Source organism: Chitinophaga rhizosphaerae (genome assembly GCF_003958645.1).
Taxonomy (GTDB): domain Bacteria; phylum Bacteroidota; class Bacteroidia; order Chitinophagales; family Chitinophagaceae; genus Chitinophaga; species Chitinophaga rhizosphaerae.
Genome location: NZ_RXLO01000014.1, coordinates 72,763 through 96,932 on the forward strand (window position 1 = coordinate 72,763; position 24,170 = coordinate 96,932).

Annotated in this window: 23 protein-coding genes; 16 read left to right on the forward strand and 7 right to left on the reverse strand. The window is 55.1% G+C overall.

Annotated elements, in window-relative coordinates; genetic code table 11:
• Positions 1 to 144 precede the first annotated feature (144 nt).
• The 3 genes from EJ361_RS23360 (at position 145) to EJ361_RS23370 (ending at position 3,412) form a co-directional block, all read left to right on the forward strand.
• Entirely contained in the window at positions 145 to 1,359 is a 1,215-nt protein-coding gene (locus tag EJ361_RS23360) for a serine hydrolase (protein ID WP_164714393.1), read from the forward strand.
• 7 nt (positions 1,360 to 1,366) lie between these two features.
• Entirely contained in the window at positions 1,367 to 2,098 is a 732-nt protein-coding gene (locus EJ361_RS23365; RefSeq protein ID WP_126248933.1) for a DUF4397 domain-containing protein, read from the forward strand.
• A gap of 123 nt (positions 2,099 to 2,221) precedes the next feature.
• Positions 2,222 to 3,412: a pyridoxal phosphate-dependent aminotransferase gene (locus EJ361_RS23370; RefSeq protein ID WP_126248935.1), complete on the forward strand. Its 1,191-nt coding sequence runs from the start codon at positions 2,222 to 2,224 to the stop codon at positions 3,410 to 3,412.
• Positions 3,413 to 3,466: 54 nt separating this feature from the next.
• Here EJ361_RS23370 and EJ361_RS23375 read toward each other — a convergent pair whose 3' ends face one another.
• The 5 genes from EJ361_RS23375 to nusB all read right to left on the reverse strand — a co-directional run bounded on the left by EJ361_RS23375 (position 3,467) and on the right by nusB (position 6,549).
• Positions 3,467 to 4,117, reverse strand: a complete 651-nt coding sequence (locus EJ361_RS23375; protein ID WP_126248937.1) for a hypothetical protein — start codon at positions 4,115 to 4,117, stop codon at positions 3,467 to 3,469.
• A gap of 24 nt (positions 4,118 to 4,141) precedes the next feature.
• Positions 4,142 to 4,729, reverse strand: a complete 588-nt coding sequence (coaE, locus tag EJ361_RS23380; RefSeq protein WP_126248939.1) for a dephospho-CoA kinase — start codon at positions 4,727 to 4,729, stop codon at positions 4,142 to 4,144.
• Between the two features lie 71 nt (positions 4,730 to 4,800).
• Positions 4,801 to 5,160, reverse strand: a complete 360-nt coding sequence (gene yajC / locus EJ361_RS23385) for a preprotein translocase subunit YajC (protein WP_126248942.1) — start codon at positions 5,158 to 5,160, stop codon at positions 4,801 to 4,803.
• Positions 5,161 to 5,196: 36 nt separating this feature from the next.
• Positions 5,197 to 5,646: a DUF1573 domain-containing protein gene (locus EJ361_RS23390; RefSeq protein WP_126248944.1), complete on the reverse strand. Its 450-nt coding sequence runs from the start codon at positions 5,644 to 5,646 to the stop codon at positions 5,197 to 5,199.
• 6 nt (positions 5,647 to 5,652) lie between these two features.
• A complete protein-coding gene (gene nusB / locus EJ361_RS23395; protein WP_240646718.1) occupies positions 5,653 to 6,549 on the reverse strand; it encodes a transcription antitermination factor NusB in 897 nt (298 codons plus the stop codon).
• Between the two features lie 320 nt (positions 6,550 to 6,869).
• On the opposite strand from nusB, the gene EJ361_RS23400 reads away from it, so the two are divergent.
• The 10 genes from EJ361_RS23400 to EJ361_RS23445 all read left to right on the forward strand — a co-directional run bounded on the left by EJ361_RS23400 (position 6,870) and on the right by EJ361_RS23445 (position 19,016).
• Positions 6,870 to 7,154: a co-chaperone GroES gene (locus tag EJ361_RS23400; RefSeq protein WP_126248948.1), complete on the forward strand. Its 285-nt coding sequence runs from the start codon at positions 6,870 to 6,872 to the stop codon at positions 7,152 to 7,154.
• Between the two features lie 48 nt (positions 7,155 to 7,202).
• Positions 7,203 to 8,840: a chaperonin GroEL gene (gene groL, locus EJ361_RS23405; protein WP_126248950.1), complete on the forward strand. Its 1,638-nt coding sequence runs from the start codon at positions 7,203 to 7,205 to the stop codon at positions 8,838 to 8,840.
• Between the two features lie 116 nt (positions 8,841 to 8,956).
• The gene (locus EJ361_RS23410; protein WP_164714394.1) at positions 8,957 to 9,484 is read left to right on the forward strand and encodes an FKBP-type peptidyl-prolyl cis-trans isomerase; all 528 of its coding nucleotides are present in this window, start codon (positions 8,957 to 8,959) and stop codon (positions 9,482 to 9,484) included.
• Positions 9,485 to 9,496: 12 nt separating this feature from the next.
• Positions 9,497 to 9,997, forward strand: a complete 501-nt coding sequence (locus EJ361_RS23415; RefSeq protein ID WP_126248953.1) for an FKBP-type peptidyl-prolyl cis-trans isomerase — start codon at positions 9,497 to 9,499, stop codon at positions 9,995 to 9,997.
• A gap of 137 nt (positions 9,998 to 10,134) precedes the next feature.
• A complete protein-coding gene (locus EJ361_RS23420) occupies positions 10,135 to 10,710 on the forward strand; it encodes an RNA polymerase sigma factor (protein ID WP_126248955.1) in 576 nt (191 codons plus the stop codon).
• A gap of 51 nt (positions 10,711 to 10,761) precedes the next feature.
• Entirely contained in the window at positions 10,762 to 11,718 is a 957-nt protein-coding gene (locus EJ361_RS23425) for a FecR family protein (RefSeq protein ID WP_126248957.1), read from the forward strand.
• 242 nt (positions 11,719 to 11,960) lie between these two features.
• The gene (locus tag EJ361_RS23430) at positions 11,961 to 15,455 is read left to right on the forward strand and encodes a SusC/RagA family TonB-linked outer membrane protein (RefSeq protein WP_205687094.1); all 3,495 of its coding nucleotides are present in this window, start codon (positions 11,961 to 11,963) and stop codon (positions 15,453 to 15,455) included.
• A 12-nt stretch (positions 15,456 to 15,467) separates the two neighbouring features.
• Complete coding sequence (locus EJ361_RS23435; RefSeq protein ID WP_126248959.1) at positions 15,468 to 16,862, forward strand: SusD/RagB family nutrient-binding outer membrane lipoprotein; 1,395 nt, start codon at positions 15,468 to 15,470, stop codon at positions 16,860 to 16,862.
• Positions 16,863 to 16,976: 114 nt separating this feature from the next.
• Positions 16,977 to 18,407 (forward strand): L-serine ammonia-lyase, encoded by a 1,431-nt coding sequence (locus tag EJ361_RS23440; RefSeq protein WP_126248961.1) that lies wholly within the window; start codon positions 16,977 to 16,979, stop codon positions 18,405 to 18,407.
• 63 nt (positions 18,408 to 18,470) lie between these two features.
• Entirely contained in the window at positions 18,471 to 19,016 is a 546-nt protein-coding gene (locus EJ361_RS23445) for a DUF7935 family protein (RefSeq protein WP_126248963.1), read from the forward strand.
• 59 nt (positions 19,017 to 19,075) lie between these two features.
• Here the strand turns inward: EJ361_RS23445 and EJ361_RS23450 are convergent, their stop codons facing one another.
• Positions 19,076 to 19,954, reverse strand: a complete 879-nt coding sequence (locus tag EJ361_RS23450) for a M23 family metallopeptidase (protein WP_164714395.1) — start codon at positions 19,952 to 19,954, stop codon at positions 19,076 to 19,078.
• Between the two features lie 78 nt (positions 19,955 to 20,032).
• Between EJ361_RS23450 and EJ361_RS23455 the strand changes: the two genes are divergently transcribed.
• The 3 genes from EJ361_RS23455 (at position 20,033) to EJ361_RS23465 (ending at position 23,606) form a co-directional block, all read left to right on the forward strand.
• Positions 20,033 to 21,586: an acyl-CoA mutase large subunit family protein gene (locus tag EJ361_RS23455; protein WP_126248967.1), complete on the forward strand. Its 1,554-nt coding sequence runs from the start codon at positions 20,033 to 20,035 to the stop codon at positions 21,584 to 21,586.
• Between the two features lie 32 nt (positions 21,587 to 21,618).
• Positions 21,619 to 22,515, forward strand: coding sequence for a class I SAM-dependent methyltransferase (locus tag EJ361_RS23460; protein WP_126248969.1), 897 nt, complete (start codon positions 21,619 to 21,621; stop codon positions 22,513 to 22,515).
• A gap of 161 nt (positions 22,516 to 22,676) precedes the next feature.
• Entirely contained in the window at positions 22,677 to 23,606 is a 930-nt protein-coding gene (locus EJ361_RS23465; RefSeq protein WP_126248971.1) for a hypothetical protein, read from the forward strand.
• 75 nt (positions 23,607 to 23,681) lie between these two features.
• On the opposite strand, the gene EJ361_RS23470 is transcribed toward EJ361_RS23465, so the two are convergent.
• A complete protein-coding gene (locus EJ361_RS23470) occupies positions 23,682 to 23,837 on the reverse strand; it encodes a peroxiredoxin family protein (protein ID WP_205687095.1) in 156 nt (51 codons plus the stop codon).
• Positions 23,838 to 24,170 lie beyond the last annotated feature (333 nt).

Consider the following 24,170-nt stretch of genomic DNA (forward strand, 5'->3'; position numbering starts at 1 on the left):
AACAGCCATAAAATCACTATCTGATTGGTTTTGAGCGGGATTTCGCATTTAAATTTAAACGCTATGCAGCAACGGATTTTGTTGGCGTCTGCAATATTGGTTTTTTTTGCGAACTGCCAAACTTACCGGGGAAGAAATTTCCATATGAGACATTCCATACCGGACAAATACCTGGATTCCCTGCTGGCGGCCAACTCGGCCCGGCTGGGGCCCGCATTCGCCGATCCGGCCGCTTTCCGGGTGGAGATTTTCTATACGCGGATAGACCGGGACGCCCGTAACCGTCCCCATCTGACGGAGCACCACTGGCCCCAGGCCCCCTCCTCCTATTTCTACCCCGCCTCCACCGTAAAGCTCCCCGCCGCCCTCCTCACCCTGGAAACCCTCCACCAGCTCGGCATCCCCCGGGATGCGGACATGCTGACGGATTCCCTTCCCGGCATCTCCGCCGCTACCCTGGCAGACACTTCCTCGCCCACCGGGATGCCTTCCGCGGAGCATTACATCAAAAAAATATTCCTCGTCAGCGATAACGACGCCTTCAACCGGCTCTACGAATTCCTCGGCCAGGAAGCCCTCAACGCCGGCCTCCACCGAAAGGGATACCCCGATTCCCGCATCATCCACCGCCTCAGCATGCCCCTCACGCCCGAAGCCAACCGCCAGACCAACGGCGCCCGCTTCCTCCAAAACGGGAAACTGCTGTACACCCGACCACCGCGGCATTACGATGGCCCCGCGCCCGGGACCGCTCCCCGGGAACCCGAACAGGCCGGGAATGCGCATTACGCGGGCGACAGCCTCGTGGCGGCACCGTTCGACTTTTCACAGAAGAACCGCCTGCGCCTGGGAGACCTCCATCGCATCCTTCAAAGCATAATTTTTCCGGAAACTGTAACATCCCGTGAGCGGTTTCGTTTAACGGAGGACGACTACCGGTTTTTATACCGGTATATGTCGCGCCTCCCGACGGAAAGCGAAGGGACGGACCCAAAATTCGACACGGGGGAGTTTCACCGTAATTATACCAAATACCTGATGGGCGGGGCCGACAGCAGCATACGGTTGCCGCCGGGGTTGCGGATTTTCAATAAATCCGGCTGGGCTTATGGCTTTCTGACCGACGTCGCGTATTTTGCGGACTTTGCCAACAACATAGAATTCCTGCTGTCTGCCAGGGTGTATGCGAATACGGACGGCATCATCGGAGACGATACATACGATTACGAAACCATTGGCAAACCGTTCCTCCGCGAACTGGGCGCCATTATTTACGAAACGGAACTGAATCGGGAAAGAAAATACAAACCGGACCTGCAACGTTTTCAAGAGGGAAAAACAAGAATTCATATACCGTAACAAATCAATGATCATAAAAACCAAAGTGCGCATGGTAACCAAAATGAGCCGTTTCTGGACACTGGCGGCAATGACCGTAGCCGTAACAGGATTCACTTCCTGTCTGAAAAACTCCGACCCGGAACCGCAAAGGCCCTTCACCATTATTGCTTTCGTGAACTCACTGGCCACTCCGTATGGAATAGACATCCTAATGGACGGTACTAAAATCACCAACGAAGAGCTCAAATACGGAGGAGCGCCTGGCGCCCGTTTCAACCCGAAATCCTACAAGTTTGATTTTAAGCGATTCGGAAAAGATTCCCTGCTGGGCACCGTAACTGCCGTGTTCGATACGTCCAGATATACCACCCTTTTCCTGTACGGCACACAGGCCGCAGGTGCAGAAGTGCTCCGCATCCGGGAAGACCTGACAAACATGTCCAACGAAAAAGCGAACATCCGCTTCTTCAACTTCGTACCCGAGTCCGGCCAGGTAGATGTGTTCTTAGGCACCACCAAAGTATTCTCCAGCCGTAGCTACAAAGACTTCCTGTCTCCTTACAACATTACTTGGACGCCCACTGAACCAGGCCAGCATACTATTACCGTAAAAACGGCTGCCGGTACAGAACTGGCGAAGCTGGACGCAGCTAATCTCAACACGCGCGGCGGGGCCTACAACATCTATTACCAGGGTGTGAAAGACTCCACCAGCGGCGATCTGAAGCCCAGGGTGAGATTCATGGCATACCAGTAAACCAGGGATCCATACACGTTTTTTACAGCATTCCGGGACCATGGTCCCGGAATGTTTTTTTTATGCCTCCCCTCTCGTTTTTTTGCAGTAGGTTTGCCGCGGTCAACCCAAAAAATAGTACACATGCAATTAGCAGAAAGATTAACGCGGATATCCGTTCCGCAAACCATCAGAATGGCCAAACTTAGCCGGGAACTGAAAGCCAAAGGCATTGACATTGTGGACCTCAGCATCGGAGAGCCCGATTTCGACACGCCGGAACACATCCGCGAGGCCGCCAAAAAAGCCATCGACGAAGGGTATACCCACTATACCCCGGTAGCCGGTTACCTCGACCTCAAGCAGGCCGTGGCCTATAAGCTCCAACGCGATAATGGGCTGGAATACACCGCAGAACAGATCGTGGTGTCTACCGGCGCCAAACAATCCATCGCCAACGCCGTGCTCAGCATCGTGAACCCCGGCGATGAAGTGATCATCCCCACGCCTTACTGGGTCACCTATTCGGAATTGGTGAAACTCTGCCAGGGCGTCGTGAAATTCGTGCCCTGCGGCATCGAGAACAATTACAAAATCACGCCGCAGCAGCTGGAAGCCGCCATCACACCGCAAACCAAACTATTCATGTTCTCTTCCCCCTGCAACCCCACCGGTTCCGTGTACTCGCACGACGAACTGAAAGGGCTGGCGGAAGTGTTCGAAAAACATCCGCAGATCTTCATCATTTCAGACGAGATCTACGAATATATCAACTACGTGGCGCCGCATACCAGCATCGCCACTTTCGGCACGCTGAAAAACCGTACGGTGATCATCAACGGCCTCAGTAAAGGCTTTGCGATGACCGGCTGGCGCCTCGGCTACCTGGCCGCCCCCGTTGAAATCGCCAAAGCGGCAGACATGGTGCAGAGCCAGTTCACCTCCGCCACCTGCTCCATCACCCAACGCTGCGCCATCACGGCGCTCCGCGGCCCGCTCGATACGGCGCAGGAAATGGTGAAAGCCTTCGGCGAACGCCGGGAATTCATCTTCGATGCCCTCAAAGGCATCCCCGGCCTGCACGTAAACCTGCCAGACGGTGCTTTCTACATGTTCCCCAACGTCAGCGGCTTCTTCGGGAAGCAATACGAAGGCGAACGCATCGAGAATGCGGACGATCTCTGCATGTTCCTCCTCCACAAAGCCAACGTGTCGGTGGTTTCCGGCGCGGCTTTCGAACAGCCGCAATGCATCCGTATTTCGTACGCTACCAGCCTCGACCGTATCCGGGAAGGCATGAAGCGGATGAAGGAATGGCTGGCTAAACTGCAATAAATTATGCTTCGATAAGCACGAAGGCCCGGCGCTGATCGCCGGGCCTTCGTGCTTTTATTGTACCGTATCTTTTTTGATGGTTGAAGACAGCGTATCGAGGTATTCCAGGTATCGCCGTTTGACGTACATCCCCAGATCATAGGCCGTTCCGTTGGCCAGCAGGTCTGCCGGTGGACGGGTCCTGTCCACAAACTCGTCGAGGCTGTCGCCCCGCAGCGGGATGAACCGTGCCACGGCCTCCGGGCTGTAATATTTCCGGAAGAACCCTTCCCGCTGCACTACCATAAGCCGCCGCCGGAAAGCATCGTTGCGGTTGTTCTTCCCGAACGAAAGCAGGTCTGAAATAGCCCCTACATCCAGCGCCAGACCTGCCACCTGGTGCTTCCGCCCGTCTGCCCCTTCTACCACGTTGCCTGGTTTGGTTTTATCGAACAGGAAAATGGAGCCCAGCTTCGGTTGCTGCACACCGCGCAGCAGGCGCTCCATTTCCAGCGAATCTTTCAGATAATTCTTCCCCCTTTTCGTGAAAGTCTTGAGTTGGATGAGCCGCATGGAATCGGCACTACGCCCGGGCACCGTGTCTGTCAAACTTAATTGCGGACGTACATACCCGGCATACGGAAATGCCGGTCTTTTCGGTGCTTCCTGCGCGGAAACAGCGGTGCAGTACATGGCGCCGCAAAGCGTTATCAGGCGGGGGTTCATACCCCGAAACTAACGGATGCCGTTCTAAGAAAAAGTTAAAAAAGTTTCGTGGAGGGCCAGCACCTGGGGGATGACCATTTGCTGTTCGTCGTTATACACCACATAATCGGCCAGTTTGCGCTTGATCTGCTCGTCGAGCTGCTTATGCATCCGGGCGATCACGGCGTTGCGGTCGGTATTGTCGCGCTGCATGACGCGTTTGATGCGGAGGGCTTCCGGGGCGTACACGGTGATCACTTTATCGACGTGGTGGAAAGATTCGGTTTCGAACATGAGTGCGGCTTCCTTGATCACGTAGGGGGCGTTCTGTTGCCGGGCCCAGTTTTCGGAATCGCGGATGGTGGCGGGGTGAACGAGGGAATTGAGGATATCGAGTTCTTCCTTGTCGTGGAACACGATGTCGGCGATGTGTTTGCGGTTGAGGGATCCGTCGGGGAAATAGGCGGCGTCGCCGAAATGGCGGCGGACTTGTTCGGCGAGTTGGGGGTCGCGGACCATGATGTCTTTAGCGGCTTCGTCGGCATAATAAACGGGGATGCCGAGGAGGGCGAAGATCTTCGCCACGGTGGTTTTTCCGGAGCCGATGCCGCCGGTGATTCCGATGATGCGCATGAAAAGCAAAATAATAAAAAAAGAGAAGGCCGGAAGCCTTCTCCTGTGATGTTTCCGTAAAGTCCGGAAAATTATTTGGCAGCATCGGCAGGTTTGTTCTGCGCGTTGGTGTATTCCATGCTGATGGCGGAACGTTCCATGGTGAAGAAGGTGCCGGGGCTCACTTCTACCTGAAGGGTGCCGTTGTCGTTGATTTTCTTCACTTTACCGTGGATACCGGCGATGGAAACTATTTTATCGCCTTCGCGGAGGCTATCGATGAACTGTTTCTGCGCTTTTGCCTTTTTGGTTTGCGGACGGATCATGAAGAGCCACATAACGAGGATCATGCCACCGAAGAAGATCATGCTGCCCCAGCCGCCCATGCCGCCGCCCTGTGCGCCGCCGGCGGGGGGCGTCATCAGGAATACGTTTGTTAAGAAGTTGTACATCTGTATGTGTTTATTTGATTTGAACGGTTAAAGTTACTATTTCTTTGCCACGATCTCCGCGGTAATACGCGGGCCTGTGTTGGCGGCAGGTTCGGTGTTGGCTTCGATGAAGATTTCCTTTTCGGTGTACCCTTCCGGTCGGCCTTTGGAATCGAATTTCACCTGGATGTAAGCGGAATCGCCGGGGCGGATGGGCGCTTTGGGCCATTCCGGGATGGTGCATCCGCAGGAGGCCTCGGCGCGGGTGATCAGCAGGTCGCTGCCGCCGATATTCTTGAACTTGAACGAATATTCCACCACTTCGCCGGCCACGATCTTGCCGAAATGGTGCACCTGCTTCTCGAAAGAGATGACGGGTTTGGCACCTGCCGGGGTGTTTTTAACCACAGAGGGGCTGTCGGCCGGCGCTTTGCTGCCGCTTTGGCTGTTGTTACAGGCGCCGAGTGCGAGCACGGCGGCTAAAATGGCGGGAAAAGTCGCTTTCATGGTCGTTTATTTACGGTTACGGTCCGTTTTCTCGATCAGGTTAGCCTGGGTGAGATCTTTTAGGATATTATCGAGGATGCCGTTGACGAACTGCCCGCTTTGCGGCGTGGAGTAGGCTTTGGCCAGGTCGATATACTCGTTGATGGTCACTTTCGTGGGAATGGTAGGGAAATAGAGGAATTCGCAGACGCCCATTTCCATCAGCAGCATGTCTACCGAGGCGATGCGCTCGGGGTCCCAGTTCTGGAGTTTGGGCCGGATGAGCTCCAGGCAATAATCCTTTTTATTGAGGACCGTGCTGAGGAGATCGCGGGCGTATTCCAGTTTTTCGCGGCTGATAAGCTGGAGGAAGTTGAAGAGCTGGGGCTTGGAGAGGTAATTGCCTACCAGGATGCCCATCATGTCTGCATCATCGCCCCAATGTAGGAAATTGTCTTCCATGTGCTGGATGAACAGCTCGTTTTTCTCCAGTATATCGGAAAAGATGAATTCTACGATGTGTTTTTCGGAGGCTTTGTCGCGCGAGGGGGTGGCGATGTATGTTTTATAAGCTTCCGTTTCGGTGAGCTGGTTGTAGAGTTTGCGGGTGAGATCGGCGTCTTCCAGCCGGCGGAGCTTCCAGGTGTCCATGTTCACGAGGAACCCTTTGTCGTTCAGTACCTGGAACACGAAATCGTTCCCTGCCACCTTGGTGTTCACGACGAGGTCTTCTGCGCTGGGCAGGTGTTTGGAAGCCCGCTGCTGCGCGTCCGTCTCCGCATACTGGGCCACGCGGGCCATAGAGTACAGGAGATAGGTGAATACCTGGCACGTCTGGTCCAGTTTCTCATTCAGCAAACTCATGGCAGTGCCCGGTTTCACCGTTTCCTGCTCCATGGTGTCCATGGCATACAGAGTTTGCATTACTTTTACCCGGATATTTCTTCTACTGATCATGTGTACGCTTAGGAAAATGGCCGCAAATCTACTGTTTTACAGCGACTTTATAAAAAATACTTCCGGCTCCCTCCCCGGGGCTGCCGCAAACTGCCATCTGCGGGGGGCTGACAGGTCAAAAATGAAAAAATGTCATTTTCTGGCGGTGCCGTTTTAAAATAATTATCTTTGGAACCTGAAAATTTGACCCGAAATCCGTTTGGCACAATCTCTGTCAGGAGAACAACCGCCGGATTTCCGGCAAACAGGATCATTTATAAACTCATCTTTTTAAAAATAGAATCAAAATGGCTAAAAGCAAATTGAGTATCAAACCTCTGGCAGACAGGGTGATCGTAAAACCCGCAGCAGCTGAAGAAAAAACCGCAGGCGGCATCATCATCCCCGACACGGCTAAAGAAAAACCGCAACGCGGAACGGTGGTAGCAGCCGGCCCCGGTAAAAAAGATGAACCCGTGAGCGTGAAAGTAGGTGACACCGTGCTGTACGGCAAGTACTCCGGTACCGAAATCAGCCTCGAAGGAGAAGACTACTTGATCATGCGCGAATCCGACATCCTGGCTGTGGTATAATCCAGCCCTGAATTTTAACCTTCACGACCAAAGAAAATTTATACGACTATGGCAAAGCAAATATTCTTTAATACCGACGCCCGCAACAAAATGAAGAAAGGCGTCGACACCCTGGCAAACGCGGTTAAGGTAACCCTCGGCCCCAAAGGCCGTAACGTAGTGATCGAAAAGAAATTCGGCGCTCCCGGCGTAACCAAGGACGGTGTTACGGTAGCTAAAGAAATCGAATTGGAAGACCCCATCGAGAACATGGGCGCTCAAATGGTGAAGGAAGTTGCTTCCAAAACCGCTGACATCGCCGGCGACGGTACCACTACCGCCACCGTGCTGGCCCAGGCCATCATCGGCGAAGGCCTCAAAAACGTAGCCGCAGGCGCCAACCCCATGGACCTGAAACGCGGTATCGACAAAGCCGTGAAAGCCGTGGTGGAAAACCTGAAAAAACAATCCGAAAAAGTTGGCAACGACAATAAAAAGATCGAACAGGTAGCCGCTATCTCCGCCAACAACGACAGCGAGATCGGTAAACTGATCGCCGAAGCCATGCGCAAAGTGACCAAAGACGGCGTTATCACCGTTGAGGAAGCGAAAGGCACCGAAACCACCGTAGAAGTGGTAGAAGGGATGCAGTTCGACCGTGGTTACCTCTCCCCCTACTTCATCACCAACAGCGAAAAAATGCAGGCCGAGCTGCAGAACCCTTACATCCTGATCTACGACAAGAAGATCAGCACCATGAAGGACATCCTGCACATCCTCGAGAAAGTGGCCCAGCAAGGCGCTCCCCTCGTGATCATCTCTGAAGACCTCGAAGGCGAAGCACTGGCTACCCTGGTGGTAAACAAACTCCGTGGCACCCTGAAAGTAGCCGCCGTGAAAGCCCCCGGCTTCGGCGACCGCCGTAAGGAAATGCTGCAGGACATCGCTACCCTCACTGCAGGCGTGGTAATCTCCGAAGAACAGGGTTACAAACTGGAAAACGCCGACCTGACTTACCTCGGCCGCGCTGAATCCGTAACCATCGATAAAGACAACACCACCGTTGTAGGCGGTAAAGGCAAGAAAGCCGATATCCAGGCCCGCATCAACCAGATCAAGTCCCAGATCGAGGTAACTACCTCCGACTACGATCGTGAGAAACTGCAGGAACGCCTGGCCAAACTGAGCGGCGGTGTAGCCGTACTCTACGTTGGCGCTGCCACCGAAGTGGAAATGAAAGAGAAGAAAGACCGTGTAGACGACGCCCTGCACGCAACCCGCGCTGCCGTTGAAGAAGGCATCGTTGCAGGTGGCGGTGTAGCGTTCATCCGCGCGATCGAAGGCCTCGAAAAAATCAAAGGCGAGAACGAAGATGAACTGACCGGTATCGCTATCGTTAAACGCGCGATCGAGGAGCCCCTCCGTCAGATCACCGCGAACGCAGGCATCGAAGGTTCCATCGTGGTACAGAAAGTTAAAGAAGGTAAAGGCGACTTCGGTTTCAACGCCCGCACCGAAACTTACGAGAAAATGCTGGCTGCCGGCGTAATCGACCCCACCAAGGTTGCCCGCATCGCCCTGGAAAACGCCGCATCCATCGCTGGTATGCTGCTGACCACCGAATGCGTGATCGCCGACAAACCCGAACCGAAATCCGCTGCTCCCGCAATGCCGGGCGGCGGTCATGGCATGGGCATGGATTACTGATCCAACCCGTTCCGGAAATATTCCCATCCCGTCCCTGCGCTTTTGCCGGGACGGGATTTTTGTATATTGTAACATTCCGGTGCCCGGCGCCGTTTAAGGTTAAAATCGCATACCCGATGCTGTTGATTAAAGGATTCCGATTCCGATATGTGCTGGCCGCCTTGTGCCTCGTGGCGCTGGCAGGAGCGATGGCGGGCTGTGCCAAAGAGTCGCTCGAAGGCCAGGCCAGATTCGCGGACGATGTTTCCAGGGACATGGAAACCGTGCGTACCTGGCTCATCCAGCATAAAAAAGATTCCGGCACCGTGCTCCACCCGAGCGGGATCATTTACAAGATCATGGATGAAGGCGATCATTCGGATACCATCGGCCTGGAAGAAATCCCGGTAGTGACGTTTACCCGCCGGCTGTTCCCGACCGAACAGATCGTGGAAGCGGCTCCCCTCCCTACTTCGTTCGACAATCGCAAATTGAAAGATCATATTCCCGGCTGGCGAATCGGCCTTCCCCTTATCTCGAAAGGCGGCCGCATCCTCATGTACATCCCGGCACGGCTGGCATTCGCCAACATCGGCATCCCCGGAATAATCCCGCCGAATTCCATCCTCATCTGCGACGTCACCTTAATCGATATCAGAAAATAACCATTCAACAGTATGAAGAAAATTTACCTTGGCCTGATCGCCCTGGCCGGCATCACCCTGGCCGTAGCCTGCAAGAAAGATAAAGACGACCAACCGCCTTACGACTATGCCAAACAGGCTGCCATCGATGAACAGACCATCAAGGATTATATCGCCAATAACAACCTGACCGGCTTTCAGCGCGATACGACCGGGGTATACTGGAAAGTGCTGCAGAACGGTGAAGGCGGTGATACCATCAAGCTGACCGACCGTTTCAACATCTCCTATAAAGGATGGCTGCTGAATGGCACCCGGTTCGATTCCACCAACAACACGACCTTCGACGACGTGCGCCTCGGCACCAACGGCCTCATTCCCGGTTTCAAAGTAGGCTTGCAGAAAACGACCAAGAAAGGGAAAGTGCTGTATTTCATTCCTTCCGTGCTGGGATACCGCAATGCCGACCGCGGGACCATCCCGCCGAACAGCGTGCTGAAGTTCGAAGTAACCCTGAACAACTATTACTATTGATCCGGTAACATTCCCGGTTAAACATTTCATGCCCGCCCGGTTACGACCGGGGCGGGCATTTTTCATTCCGCGGAATTTGTAGTACTTTTAGAAAGACCACTATCTAACGCTTTTATTCCGGTACTATTCCCGTCGGCATGCAACGATCGCCCGTTCATATGGCCCCTTCCGTAATGCAGGAACACCGGTTCCTGGAGGTTTTCCGTGACCAGGAGGCCCGCCTCTTCGCGCTGGCCCTGCGCATGACCAAATCCACCGAATTTGCGCAAGACCTCGTGCAGGAAACTTTCCTCAAACTCTGGGAACACCGCGAGCAAATGCCCGACATCCGCAACATGGACGCCTGGCTGTACCGCGTGATGGAAAACAGGCTGATGGACTTCCTCCGAAAAGCTGCGGCCGACGAACGGCTACGGGAGCGGATATGGAGCGCCCTGGCCCAGGAGCCCCCTTCCCCCGCTACCATCACCGAAGCCCGGGAATACCACACCCTCGTTTCCAAAGCCATCGACCAGCTGCCGCCCCAACGCCGGCTCATTTACCGCCTCAACCGCGAAGAAGGCATGAGCTACCTCGAGATCGCCGATGAACTGAAGATATCCCGCCACACCGTCAAAAACCAGCTGTCTTCCGCACTCCAGGCCATCCGCGCCTTTCTCGTCAAAACCTCCGGGCCGCTGTCTATCCTCCTAACTTTTTTTTATTTCCGATAGGAACATTTCCCCGCTGCTCCGTCTTCCTACCATATACACCCCATTCTACGTATGGAAGAACGGATACATTACCTTTTTAAACGCTATCGCGACAACGCCTGCACCCGGCAGGAATATGAAGAGTTCTTCGCCCTGCTGCAACAGGCAGACCACGACCAGGCCGTTCGCCAGCTGATCCGGCAGGCCTGGAACAGCGACGAAGAACTGCCGCACGCGGAAACGTACGTCAACAGCCGCGGGCGCCTCGTGCACCCCGCCGGCCGGCAGTTGCGGCTCGTGAAAATGGCCGTGGCAGCGGCGCTTGTGGCAACTGTGACTACCGCAGCATGGCTGCTGTACCCCCGTTCCGGCAACACGGACCCCGTGGCCATGACCGGGCAGCAGACCGCCCGCAAGGAAACCCGGCAGCTGACCCTGCCAGATGGCACGCAGGTTTGGCTCAATACCGCCAGCACCTTGCGATACGCGGAAGACTTCGGGCGAAAGGCCCGCACCGTCTATCTTTCAGGAGAAGCCTATTTCGATGTGGCGCAAGATGGTGAAATGCCCTTCATCATTCACACCGGTAATATTTCCACCACCGTGCTCGGAACGGCCTTCAACATCCGCGCATATCCCGGCCAGGCAGACGTGATCGTGGCCGTGAGCAGCGGGAAGGTAAAAGTGCAGTACGGGAAAGAAAAATCGGCCACGCTTACCGGCGGGCAACTCATGAAAGTACGGCCGGAATACATCCGGGACGATGTGCCACGAAGCATCGCCACGAAAGACGCCGCACCCTGGAAAGACGGCAACATGTTATACGACGGAGAAAAACTGTCCGATATCATCAGCGACCTGGAACGCACCTACGACGTGCGCATCCGGCTGGCACGGCCAGCTTTGGGAGAAGAACCGGTATCCACCGAGTTCCGGAGGGATATTGGCGCGGAAGCGGCCTTGAAAATACTATGCAAATTGACGGATAGCCGGCTCACGCTGGCAGATGGGACCTATTTGATTCATTAACCAAAATCTGAAACGATGACAAAAAGCTACAAGCGATTGTCAGGCTAGCGCCAGAAATGCGGAGAGCCGCTCCGATTGCGACCCGGCTGCGGCTCCTCCTGCTTTTCAATAATCCCTATTCGGTAATTATTAAACAATTCAAAGCTATGAATTTGTATGTAGAAAACTGCATTTTCATCGACCCCTGCTTGGAAAAAAGGCAGCCCCCAAAACCCGGGCCGTCTCGTCTCAACTGGTTGATTATGAGAATATCCATCCTGGCCATCTTATTGACTTTCAACGGAATCCTCGTTGCCGCCGACGGAGCTGGGCAGGATATCCGCAAAGTCATCGTTTCCGTAGACCTGAACAACGTCACGCTCCGCCAGGCGCTGCGCGAGATCGGGTCTTTGGCCGACTGCTCGTTCACCTACAAAACCCGTGACCTCGAAGGCTACGGCAACGTCACCTACCGCGCAGCCGATATTCCCGTCGGCAAACTGCTCGACGCCCTGCTGCTGCCCAAGGGATTGCGGTATGAACAGATGGACGACCACATCGTTATCAAGAAAATCCCCCCGAACAACGTCTTCGAAGCCGCTCCGGCGGAAGCCCCCGAATTCGACGGCGGCATCCGCGGCATCGTGCGCACCTCCGACGGGCGGCCCCTGCCCTTTGCCACCGTGCAGATCGCCGGCACTTCGCAGGGCACCGTGGCCGACGAAGAAGGCAGGTACAGCATCGGCGGGCTCAAAGCCGGTACATACAAACTGAACGCCAGCGCCATCGGGCATAAAGCGCAAACCGTCACCGTAACCGTAACAGACGGGTTCACCGTGGCAGATTTTACAATGGACGCCAACGACAGCCAACTGTCCGAAGTAGTGGTGACCGCCCTGGGCATCAAGCGCGACGAGCGGTCGCTCGGGTACGCGCGGCAGGGCGTGAAGGGTGAAAACCTCACCTTCACCAAAGAACAGAACGTGCTGGGATCGCTCGCCGGCAAAGTGGCGGGTGTGCAGGTGACGGGCGCTTCCGGCGCGAGCATGGGCGGAACGCAGAAAATTAAGATCCGCGGCGTCAATTCACTGTCGGGTGCCGACCAGCCGCTCATCGTCATCGACGGAACGCCCATTTCCAATGCCAACTACGCAGGGATGGACGGCGCCGATTATGGAAACCTCGCGCAAGACATCAATCCTGAAGACGTGGAAAGCGTGGAAGTGCTGAAAGGCCCCGCGGCATCGGCGCTTTATGGCATCCGCGGGCAATATGGCGTGATCATGATCACCACCCGCAAAGGCAGCAAAGGCCCCAAGAAAGTGAACGTGACGCTCAATTCCGCGTTCTCCCTCGAAAAGGCCGGCAACTTCATGCCCATGCAAAACCTTTACGGCGGCGGCTCTTCGCAAACCTGGAGCACCAACGCGGCCGGCGAAAAAGTAGTAGGCATGAGCGTGGATGAAAGCTGGGGCCCGAAGGCCGACGGAACGCCCGCCCGCCAGGTGTTCAGCTATTACCCGCAGGACCCGACATACGGCCAAACCACGCCGTTCGTAGCCTATCCCGACAATATCAAAGATTTCTACGAAACCGGCTATACCTTCAACAACGGCGTCAATGTGACCGGCGGCAACCAGAATACCGCTTTCCGCCTCAGCTACAACAACACCAGCATCGGCGGCATCGAGCCTAACACCTGGCTGAAACGGAACAACCTCGGCTTCAGCGGCTCGCTCGACCTGTTGCCCAACCTCACCGTGACCACCAATCTGAACTATGCCAACAACAAGGCACAACGCCCGAAACAGGGATCGGAAGACGGTGCAAGGTTTATGGTACAGTGGTTCCAGCGGAGCATGGATATGCGGCGGCTGAGAGATTACAAATATCCCGACGGCCGCATCCTGGGATGGAGCATCTCCACCCCCACAGCCGCCAACCCGTTGCCGCGGCTCACCAACTGGAACAACCCTTACTTCCTCGCTTACGAAAGCCCCACCAACGATTACCGCGACCGCTTCTTCGGCGACGTAGGCCTCACTTACGAAGTGATCCCCGGACTGAAACTGAGCGGTTTTGCACGCGGGGATATGTTCACGCAGAATATACAGTCGCGCCACGGGTTCGGTGGCCTGGGCACGCCGGAGTACACCGTCGGCAAATACCAGAACACCGAAATGAACTACGAGTTCCTCGCGCAATACACCAAAAACTGGGGCGAACTTTCCTTGAATACGAACATCGGCGCCAACAGCTACCAGCGGAAATACAGCTACATGTCGGGCGCCACCGTAGGCGGGCTGACCAGCCCGGATTTCTTCAACCTGGAGGCTTCCAAAGACCGGCCCACCATCGAAAATTATTATAGCGAAAAGAAGATCCGGAGTATGTACGGCCTAGTATCGCTCGGGTATAAAAACCGGTATTTCCTGGAGGCGACCGTCCGCAACGACAATTCCTCCACCCTCATCCAGGACCATAATTCCTATTGGTACCCCTCCGTTTCGGCGAGTTATGTGTTCAGCGACGATCTGAAGTGGAAACCTTTATCGTACGGGAAGCTCCGCGTCAGCTATGCGCAGGCCGGCAGCGATCTGAGCGTGTACCAAACCAGCCAGAACTTCGGTGTGGGCACGATTTATACCTTGCCGGACGGTACGGCGGTGAATACGATGTACGTGCGCGACAATCTCGTGAACCCGAACATCAAGCCTTCCTTCGCGCATTCCTACGAAGCGGGCGTGGACCTTAAATTCCTCAATAACCGCATCGGGCTCGACTTTACCTGGTACATGCAGAAGAACGTAGACCAGATCATTCCCCTCGCCCTTTCCAGTACCAGCGGTTATAGCGGCACCATCATCAACGCAGGGATGATCCGTAACAAAGGCATTGAACTGACGCTGAGCGCAACGCCGGTGACGACGGGGTTCTTCACCTGGCAGACCATCTTCAACCTGAACCGCAACCGCAGCATGGTGGTGGAACTGGGGCCGAACCAAAATGTGTACCCGCTCGATTTCACCCGTTATTCGCAGGTCGACAGTTACCTCAATTCTTACGTGGGTGAACCTTTCGGTAGTCTTATCGGGAAAGCGTACCAGCGCGATCCCGCCACAGGCATGATTTTGCTGGGAGACAACAATATGCCGTTATATACTTCCGCCACGCACAACTTCGGTTCCGTGCTGCCGGATATGACGGGCGGCTGGCAAAACATGTTCAAGATCTGGAAGTTTGATGTGGGCGCGATGATCGACTGGCAAAAGGGCGGACAATTCTTCAGCCGAACCTGGATGCTGGCCCACAAAACCGGCATCGCACCGGCAACCGCGGAAATCAATGACAAGGGCAAAAACGTGCGCGACCCCGTGGCAGACGGCGGCGGCGTGAAAGTGACGGGCATTTCCAATACGACCAAACAATATGTGGAAGCGTATGTAGACGCCAAGGCTTACTGGCGGACCAACGTGGCTACGCATGTGTACGAAGAATGGCTCGTAGATGCCACTTACGTGAAGCTGCGCGAGTTGCGGCTGGGATATACGTTCGACAAAAAATCCCTCGGCAGGCTGCCCCTCCAAAGCATCAACCTGGCCTTCATCGCCCGCAACCCGGCCATGATCTATCAGAAAGCACCGAAAGGGCTCGACCCTTCTGAACTGTCGTCCGGCGCCACGTCCATCAGCTGGCGCGAAAGCGGCCAGGCCAATACCGTTCGATCTTACGGAGTAAACCTTATTGTGAACTTTTAATTGCCGACCGTCATGCGAAACATTCAAATACTGCTGTTATCCGCGCTGCTGCTGGCCGGCTGCAATAAATTCGGGGATCTCAACGTAAATCCCAACCTGCCATCCAAGGCATCCAACACTCAGCTCATCGCCAATGCGGAACTGATGCTCCCCGTGCTGCAGGAAGTGCCGCAGGGTGAATTCTATGCGCAATATCTCATGGAAACGCTCTACCCGAACCTTTCCCTCTACACCGAGCCATCCGCCAGCTTTTATACGCTGTACCACGATCCGCTCATGAACCTGGAAACGGTGATCACCAAACCGGAACAGCATCCGCTGGACGGGCCCGTACCCAACCAGGTGGCCGTGGCGAAGGTTTTGAAAGCCTATTTTTTCTGGCATATTACCGACCGCTGGGGCGATGTACCCTATTCCCAGGCGCTCAAGGGCGAAGAAACCTTCACGCCCGTGTACGACACCCAGGAATCCATCTACAACAACCTCCTGGCGCTGCTCACGCAGGCTTCGGGAGAATTCGTGGCGGGGAAGATCACCAATGACATCATTTATGCCGGCGATCCCGATAAATGGAAAAGGCTCTGCAACACCATCCGCCTGCTCATGGCGCTGCGCATGTCGGAAGTGAACGGCAACAAGGCACGGGAGGAATTCACCAAAGCCGTGGCCGCAGGGATCATGATTTCCAACGGCGACAACCTCGTTTTCCATAACCTGCCAGACGCCAACAACGAAAGCTACTGGTACAACCAATGGACCGTCCAGCGCCGCGAGTGGTGGGCCGGTTCCGAGCTGCTGGTAAATACGCTCAAAGCTCCATCCGATCCCCGGCTGGCCGTATTTACCGAGCCCCGTGAACAGGACGGCACCTTCGTGGGCCTGCCCTACGGCAGTCTTGACGGCGCCACGCTTTCCAGATATTCGCTGCTCGGGGAGGCCGTGCGCACGCAGGATGCCCCCGTTTACCTCGTAACCTATGCCCAGGCCCTGTTCGCCCTCGCCGAGGGCGCCAAGCGCGGCTGGATCCCCGGGGGCGATGCCAAAGCGAAGGAACATTACGACGAAGCCATCAAACAATCGCTGTTACAATGGACCGGCAGTTCGGACGGCCATGCAGCGCTCATCGCGCATCCTTCCGTGGCCTACGACCCGGCGAACGGTCTCCGGTCCATTGCCACCCAGCGCTGGGTACACCTCTTCATGCACGGCTTCGAAGCATGGGCCGAATGGCGGCGAACCGGGTTCCCCACGCTCGTTAAAGTAGACGGGAAAGACGTGCCGTCGCGCCAGGCATACCCTTCAGACGAAACTTTCAATAACGGCGATAACTACCGCGCCGCCGTCACCCGGCAATTTGCCGCCGCAGGCGACAGCCAGTACGGAAAAGTGTGGTGGGACAAGAACTGAGGCTTACAACAAAAAAAAACGGAAACGCCATACGGGAACACGCGCTGCCAGCTTTGGCGGCGCGTTCCTTTTTGTGCCTTCAATCCCTTAACTTTGAAGGCTAAACCTGATATTGTGCCACACGAGTGCATCTCCGTATTTGACATATTCAAGATCGGCGTAGGCCCATCCAGCTCCCATACGCTGGGCCCCTGGCGCGCCGCCATGCGTTTCCTCGACGAAATGAAGACACAGGGCAAACTGGATGACATCAGCAAATTGTCGGTGCTCCTGTACGGCTCCCTCGCCAAAACAGGCCATGGCCACGGTACGGACATCGCCGTGCTGCTGGGGCTTTCCGGAGACGATCCCGTTACTTTCGACGTGAACCAGATCGACTCCAAGATCGACGGCATCCGCCGCAACCGGCAGCTGCACCTTCATGGAGACCGCTTCATCGACTTCGATCCCGTAACGGGCATCGCATTTCTTTACGAAGAGTCCCTCCCCTTCCATCCCAACGCTTTAACCTTTCTCGTAACCCTGCAAAACGGCGAACAGCTGGCGGCCACGTATTACTCGATCGGCGGCGGTTTTGTGGTGAAGGAAGGGGAAATCGGCGGCGGAAGCGGCAGCAGCGTTGATCTGCCTTTCCCCATCGATACCGCGCGGCAATTACTGCAATGGTGCATCAAAACCGGTTTTTCCATTTCAGAAGTAGTGATGGAAAACGAGCACGCCTGGCGTAGCGAGGCGGAAACGAAAGCCGGCGTGATGAAAATCTGGGAAGTGATGCGCGACTGCATCTACCGCGGCTGCCATACTACCGGCGAACTGCCCGGCGGCCTGAAAGTGGGGCGCAGGGCGGCCGCGCTGAATACGCGGCTGCTCGGGGGCCGAACGTACAATGACTATACTACCTGGGTGGAAGCGATCCGCGCGGGCGGACAACCTTTTTCCTATACGCTCGACTGGGTGAGTTGTTTTGCCCTGGCGGTGAACGAGGAAAACGCGTCTTTCGGCCGGGTGGTGACCGCACCTACCAATGGCGCTGCGGGCGTGATACCCGCGGTACTGCAATATTACATCACTTTCTGCGACGGCCTCCACGAGGAGCGCATCCTGCAATTCCTGCTGTGCGCGTCGGAGATCGGGAGCATCTTCAAGAAACGGGCGACCATTTCTGCCGCCATGGGCGGATGCCAGGCGGAAATCGGGGTATCGTCGGCCATGGCGGCCGCCGCGCTCACGGAATGCCTTGGCGGATCGCAGCGGCAGGTGCTGATGGCCGCAGAAATCGCCATGGAGCACCATCTCGGTCTTACCTGCGACCCCATCGGCGGGCTTGTGCAGGTGCCCTGCATCGAGCGGAATACCATGGGGGCCATCAAGGCCATTACCGCCAGCCAGCTCGCCCTGCAAAGCAACCCCGAACTGGCGAAAGTGTCGCTGGACGCGGTGGTGAAAACCATGTGGGATACGGCACTGGACATGAATTCCAAGTACAAGGAAACCTCCGACGGCGGGCTGGCGGTCAATATTCCCATCAGTTTGCCGGAATGTTAACGGAAGAATCCTTTACAAATAACAAATTCCTATTATATTTGTAATTCTAAACGTCACCCGATTATGCCGACAAGTAAGGAATTGTTATTTATTTTGATCATCGCCGGTGCGGTGGTGCTCCTGGTATGGACCATTAAGGACCTGGTGAAGAAGGGAGAAAAGCAGGATAAGGAAGGGAAGGAAGACAGGAAGGCGGAGCCGAAGAGCGAGACCCCGTCAGGCATCGTGCTGCCGTTGCAGTTGCAGGCGTACGAGCGCATGATCCTGTTCGTGGAGCGCATTGCGCCGCAGAACCTCATCGGCCGTGTGAACCAGCCGGGTTTCACGGTGCTCGACATGCAGATCGGCCTGGTTTCGAACATCAAGTCGGAATTCGACCATAACGTATCGCAGCAGATTTACGTGGCGCCGCTGGCCTGGGAGGCGGTTAAAACCGTGAAGGAACAAACCATCTCCATTATCAACCAGCTGGCCCTGAAACTGCCGCCAGACGCGCCTTCCATCGAGCTGAACAAACAGATCCTGGAGCTGTTCATGCAACAGCCGGAATCGCCTTCGGACATCGCCGCGGAGATCATCAATTCGGAAGCGCGGAAACTGATGAAATAGTTCCGGAAGATATGCTATCAATAAAAAACGGCCCTGCGATGCGGGGCCGTTTTTTATTGTCAGGTATGTTTTTTCCGGATCATTTCGTTGAGCAGGTAACCGTGCCCGTTAAAGTGGATGTACAGCGGTTCGGACGCGTACCAGGGTTTTCCTTCCTCTTTCCGGTGCACCTGGATGTGGAGGTGTGGTTCCGTACTGAATCCGGAATTGCCTACGCAGCCCAGCGGTTCGCCAGTTTTCACTTCGTCTCCTTCCTTCACCCATACGCTCCCCTGGCGGAGGTGCCCCATGAAAACGTAGTACCCGCCTGCGTCTATGAGCACCATGTTCATATTTTTGGGGCCGCGCTTCATGTTGGGCGGGATGTTGTCGGGATCGTCGCCATTGGCGCGGATGACGCGGCCGGAGCAGGGTGCGTAGACCGTATCGCCGAAAATGGCGTAATCTTCCAGGTTTTTGGAAAACACTTTGCTGGCGCGGTTGCCCCAGCTGTTGAGCCGCACGATGTCCATCGCGTAAATAGCCCCGCGCAGGCTGGTATGGAACACGTTCGACGGTAATCCCTTCCCGCCCTGCAGCACGAAATAGCGGTCTTTCTTCAGGGGAAAATCGAGTTCCACGGTGCGCGTCGTGCCGGTGGTACCGGTAAAATACAGGATCACGGCGAGGGTCAGCACCACGAACATCATTAACCGGAAAAACGGTGAACGGGCGGGCTTGACGGGGTTACGGCGGAAGAGGAACCATCCGGAGACACACACGTATAATCCCCCGAAAATATATTTAAGATAAATGCTCCCGTACACCCAGGTTCCGTAGAGGTACACGAAGGCCGCCAGCGAAAGGGAAAACAGGATGGTATAGAGCGCGTCGGGGAAAGGCCTCCGCGCGCCGCGGCGCATCATCAGCATGCTCAGCAACGCCAGTCCAACGGTCATAAACAACAACAAATATGGAATCATGGCCAGTCAACAAAATTTCCCGCAATTTATCGTTTTTAACCTAACATTGTGAATATGGAAAAGCCAATCAAGACCGATTCGGGAATCGAAATCCGGCCGTTATATGCCACGCCGGTACCGATGGACGAGCTGCCGGGCCGTTTCCCCTTCACCCGGGGCATCCACGCCACCATGTACCGCGATAAACTCTGGACCATGCGCCAGTACGCGGGTTTCAGCACTGCAGAAGAATCCAACAAAAGATATCATTTTCTACTCAGCCAGGGCGTAATGGGGCTCAGTGTCGCGTTCGACCTCCCCACGCAGATCGGCTACGATTCCGACCACGCCATGGCGGAAGGGGAAGTAGGAAAAGTAGGCGTAGCCATCGATTCGCTGGAAGATATGGAAACGCTTTTCGCCGGCATCGAACTGGAGAAAGTCTCCACGTCCATGACCATCAATGCTACGGCGTTCATCCTCCTCGCGTTCTACATCGCCCTGGCGAAGAAACAGGGGGCCGACCTGTCGAAGATTTCCGGTACCATTCAAAACGATATCCTCAAGGAATACGCCGCCCGCGGCACTTTCATCTATCCGCCGCAGCCATCCATGCGGTTGATCACCGATATTTTCGATTATTGCAGCCGGGAAGTTCCGAAATGGAACACCATTTCCATCAGCGGCTACCATATCCGCGAAGCGGGTGCCAACGCCGTACAGGAGCTGGCTTTCACGCTTTCCAACGGCAAGGCTTATCTGAAAGCCGCGCTGGAAAAGGGGCTCGATATCAATGTGTTCGCCAAGCGCCTCAGCTTTTTCTTCAACGCGCATAATCATTTGTTCGAAGAAGTCGCCAAGTTCCGCGCAGCACGCAATATGTGGGCGCATATCACCCAAAACCTCGGCGCCACCGATCCCAAAGCGCAAATGCTGCGCTTCCATACCCAGACCGGCGGTTCCACGCTCACCGCACAGCAACCGCACAACAACATCGTGCGCGTGGCCGTGCAAACCCTCGCCGCCACGCTCGGCGGCACGCAATCGCTGCACACCAACGGCTACGACGAAGCCATTTCCCTCCCCACGGAATCTGCCGCCCGTATCGCGTTACGCACCCAGCAGATCATCGGGTACGAAAGCGGCATCGCCGACACGGTAGATCCGCTGGCCGGTTCGTATTACGTGGAGGCGTTGACGAAGGAAGTGGAGGAACGCGCCTGGGAGCTCGTTCATAAGATCGACGCCATGGGCGGTTCCGTGAGCGCCATCGAGCAGGGGTTCATCCAGGACGAGATCGCCAGAAGCGCCTATCAATACCAGCAGGAAATCGAGAATAACGAAAAAATCATCGTGGGTGTGAACAAATTCGTCGTGGAAGAAACATCAGATACCGAGGTATTCCGGATCGACGACAGCATCCGCAAATTCCAGTCCGAAAAGCTGGCCTCCCTCCGCGCCCGCCGCGATAATGAAAAGGCGGAATCCTTACTGGCGGCCATTTCGGAACGGGCAAAAACGACCGAAAACCTCATGCCGCTCGTAGTGGAAGCCGTGGAACATTACTGTACCCTCGGCGAAATCGCCGATACGCTCCGGAATGTTTGGGGAGAATACAAGGGGATTTAATTTTGTTATCTTGCAGCCAGTTTTCTAACCACATGAATCGGATCGACTACCAGCAATGCCCGGTTTGCCAATCGGACCGCATCAGCCACAAGCTGACGGCCAAAGACTATACCGTATCACAGGAAAAATTCGATATCTGGGAATGCGCCGCCTGCACGGCCCGTTTCACCCAGCATATTCCTTCTATCGAAGCCATTGGCGCGTATTACCAATCGGCCGAATATATTTCGCATTCGGATACCCGTGAGGGGCTTATCAACAGGATGTATCACAGCGTCCGCAAGATCACCATGCGTTCCAAACAGAACTGGGTGAAAACGGCGGCCGGCGTGAAATCCGGTAACCTGCTCGATATCGGCAGCGGCAGCGGTGCGTTCCTGCACCATATGCAACTGCTGGGCTGGAAAGTTACCGGCCTGGAGCCCGACGCCGGCGCACGGGAGACCGCCCAAAAACTGTACGGCCTCGATACGCGACCGGTACACGAATTGTATGAGCTGGCGGAAGGACAGTTCGATTGCATCACGATGTGGCATGTGCTCGAGCATGTGCACGATCTCCAGGGTTACCTGGAGCAGATCCGGAAGCTCCTGAAGCCCGGAGGCGCCCTGCTCATCGCCGTCCCCAACTACACCAGCACCGATGCCCGCCTTTATGGCGAGTTTTGGGCGGCCTACGATGTGCCCCGCCATCTCTACCACTTCTCCCCCGTTTCCATGGACGTGCTCATGCAGCGCCACGGATTATCGATAAAGCAGAAATACCCCATGGTGTTCGACGCATTTTACGTGAGCCTGCTCAGCGAGAAATACAAATCCGGGAAAGACCGCATGATCACCGGCGCCTGGAAAGGTTTCCGCTCTTACTGGAAAGCCTGGCGGCATGTGAACAAATGCAGCTCCATCGTGTATGAGATCAAAGCAGATTAAATCAGCCGTACGATATTTCCTCCTGATCCCCGGTATGGCGCCTTCGCTATCCGGGGATTTTTCGCGAGGGATTTCTTCCGTTCAACGAAAATCCTTAATTTTCAAACGTTACCCTTAACCCGGTCATACCCGAATCCTTCAATCCAAAAAACACCTTACTTATGAAATTACGCAAATCCCTGTTCCTGGCGTTTGCTGCGTTATTGACATTTGTTATCGCTAAAGCCCAGGTGGTGCCCCCCGACAGAAAAGACTGGGCATTCCTCGGCTCTGTAAATGTTGCCACAACGCCTTACACACTGCTGTGTTATAAAATTCTCCAGATCAACAATGCAACAGACCGGTACGCTTCCGTTGTACAGGTTAGTGTGCAGGCAGACGCCAATTATTTCAACGAACAGGCCACCTATGAAATCCGGATAGACAAACATGAAGGCTCCCCTCCCAGATTCGACGGCCTGGAAATCCTGTGCATTTCAGGGAACCCCGGTGCCGCAACATTTTATGTTTTCAACGACGCCGTTTGGGTAAGGTCCACCTGGCAATGGGGCTCTATGTACTGGCGCACCGTAGGTGACTTCGGCAATGCATCGCCCCGGGTTGCAGCCACTACTTCCACCACTACGGTGCCTGTTGGCGCTCTGGCTACAACGAGCAATTCCGGCCTCAAATGTGATTTCGACAACAATACGTTTTACAGGCTGCCGCATGTAGACCCTATCGGCACTATGTGCATCAATGGCACCTATACGCCTTCTTCCGGGGAGGAATCGCCCAAACTGGCCGTGAATGGCAACATTACAGCCAAAAAAATTAAAGTGACCCAAACCGGCTGGGCCGATTTCGTGTTCGATCCCGCATATGCGCTGCCACCGCTGGATACGGTGGAAACCTTCATTAAACAAAACCGCCATCTTCCCGAAATCCCTTCCGCCGCGGATGTGGAAAAAAACGGGCAGGACCTCGGCGAGATGAACAAAAAACTGTTGCAGAAAATCGAAGAACTGACGCTCTATGTCATCGACCTGAAAAAAGAAAACGAAGCCCAATCGCAGGCCATCCGCGAACTTCAGCGGAAATCCCGGAAATAATGATCATTCATCCCCATACAATAGCCCGTCTTGCATCAACAGGACGGGCTTTTTCGTATATAGTTGACCGTTATCCTAGTTCAGGACTTCCGCCAGTTTTTTCTCCAGCGCCTCGCCGCGAAGGTTCTTCGCGATGATCTTGCCCTGCGGGTCTACCAGGAAGTTCTGCGGGATGCCGCGGATGCCGTAGAGGCGCGCCACTTCATTGTCCCAGAACTTGAGGTCGCTCACCTGCTTGCTGCTTTACCATGCGGAGTATGAACGGGAGTATACCGAATGCTTCTTCGTCTCCTTCCCTGATCCGGCTAAACAGTTGGTTGATGTTGATTAGCGATAGTTGGTCCATAAATGTGCTGTGTCTTCCGGTAAAGTGCTGTTGGTTAAAAGTACTGAAAATGAAGTATGTTTTTCCGCAGCCACTAAAAAAGCCGGTCTTCTGTAATGCCCCCCAAAAGTTGGACACTTTAGGGGGGCATTTTTATGGACAAACGCATTAAATACAGTATTCGTCAAAAAGAGTTAACAGTTGTTTCGATAGAAAAGGGGAAGGAGTCCATTACTTCA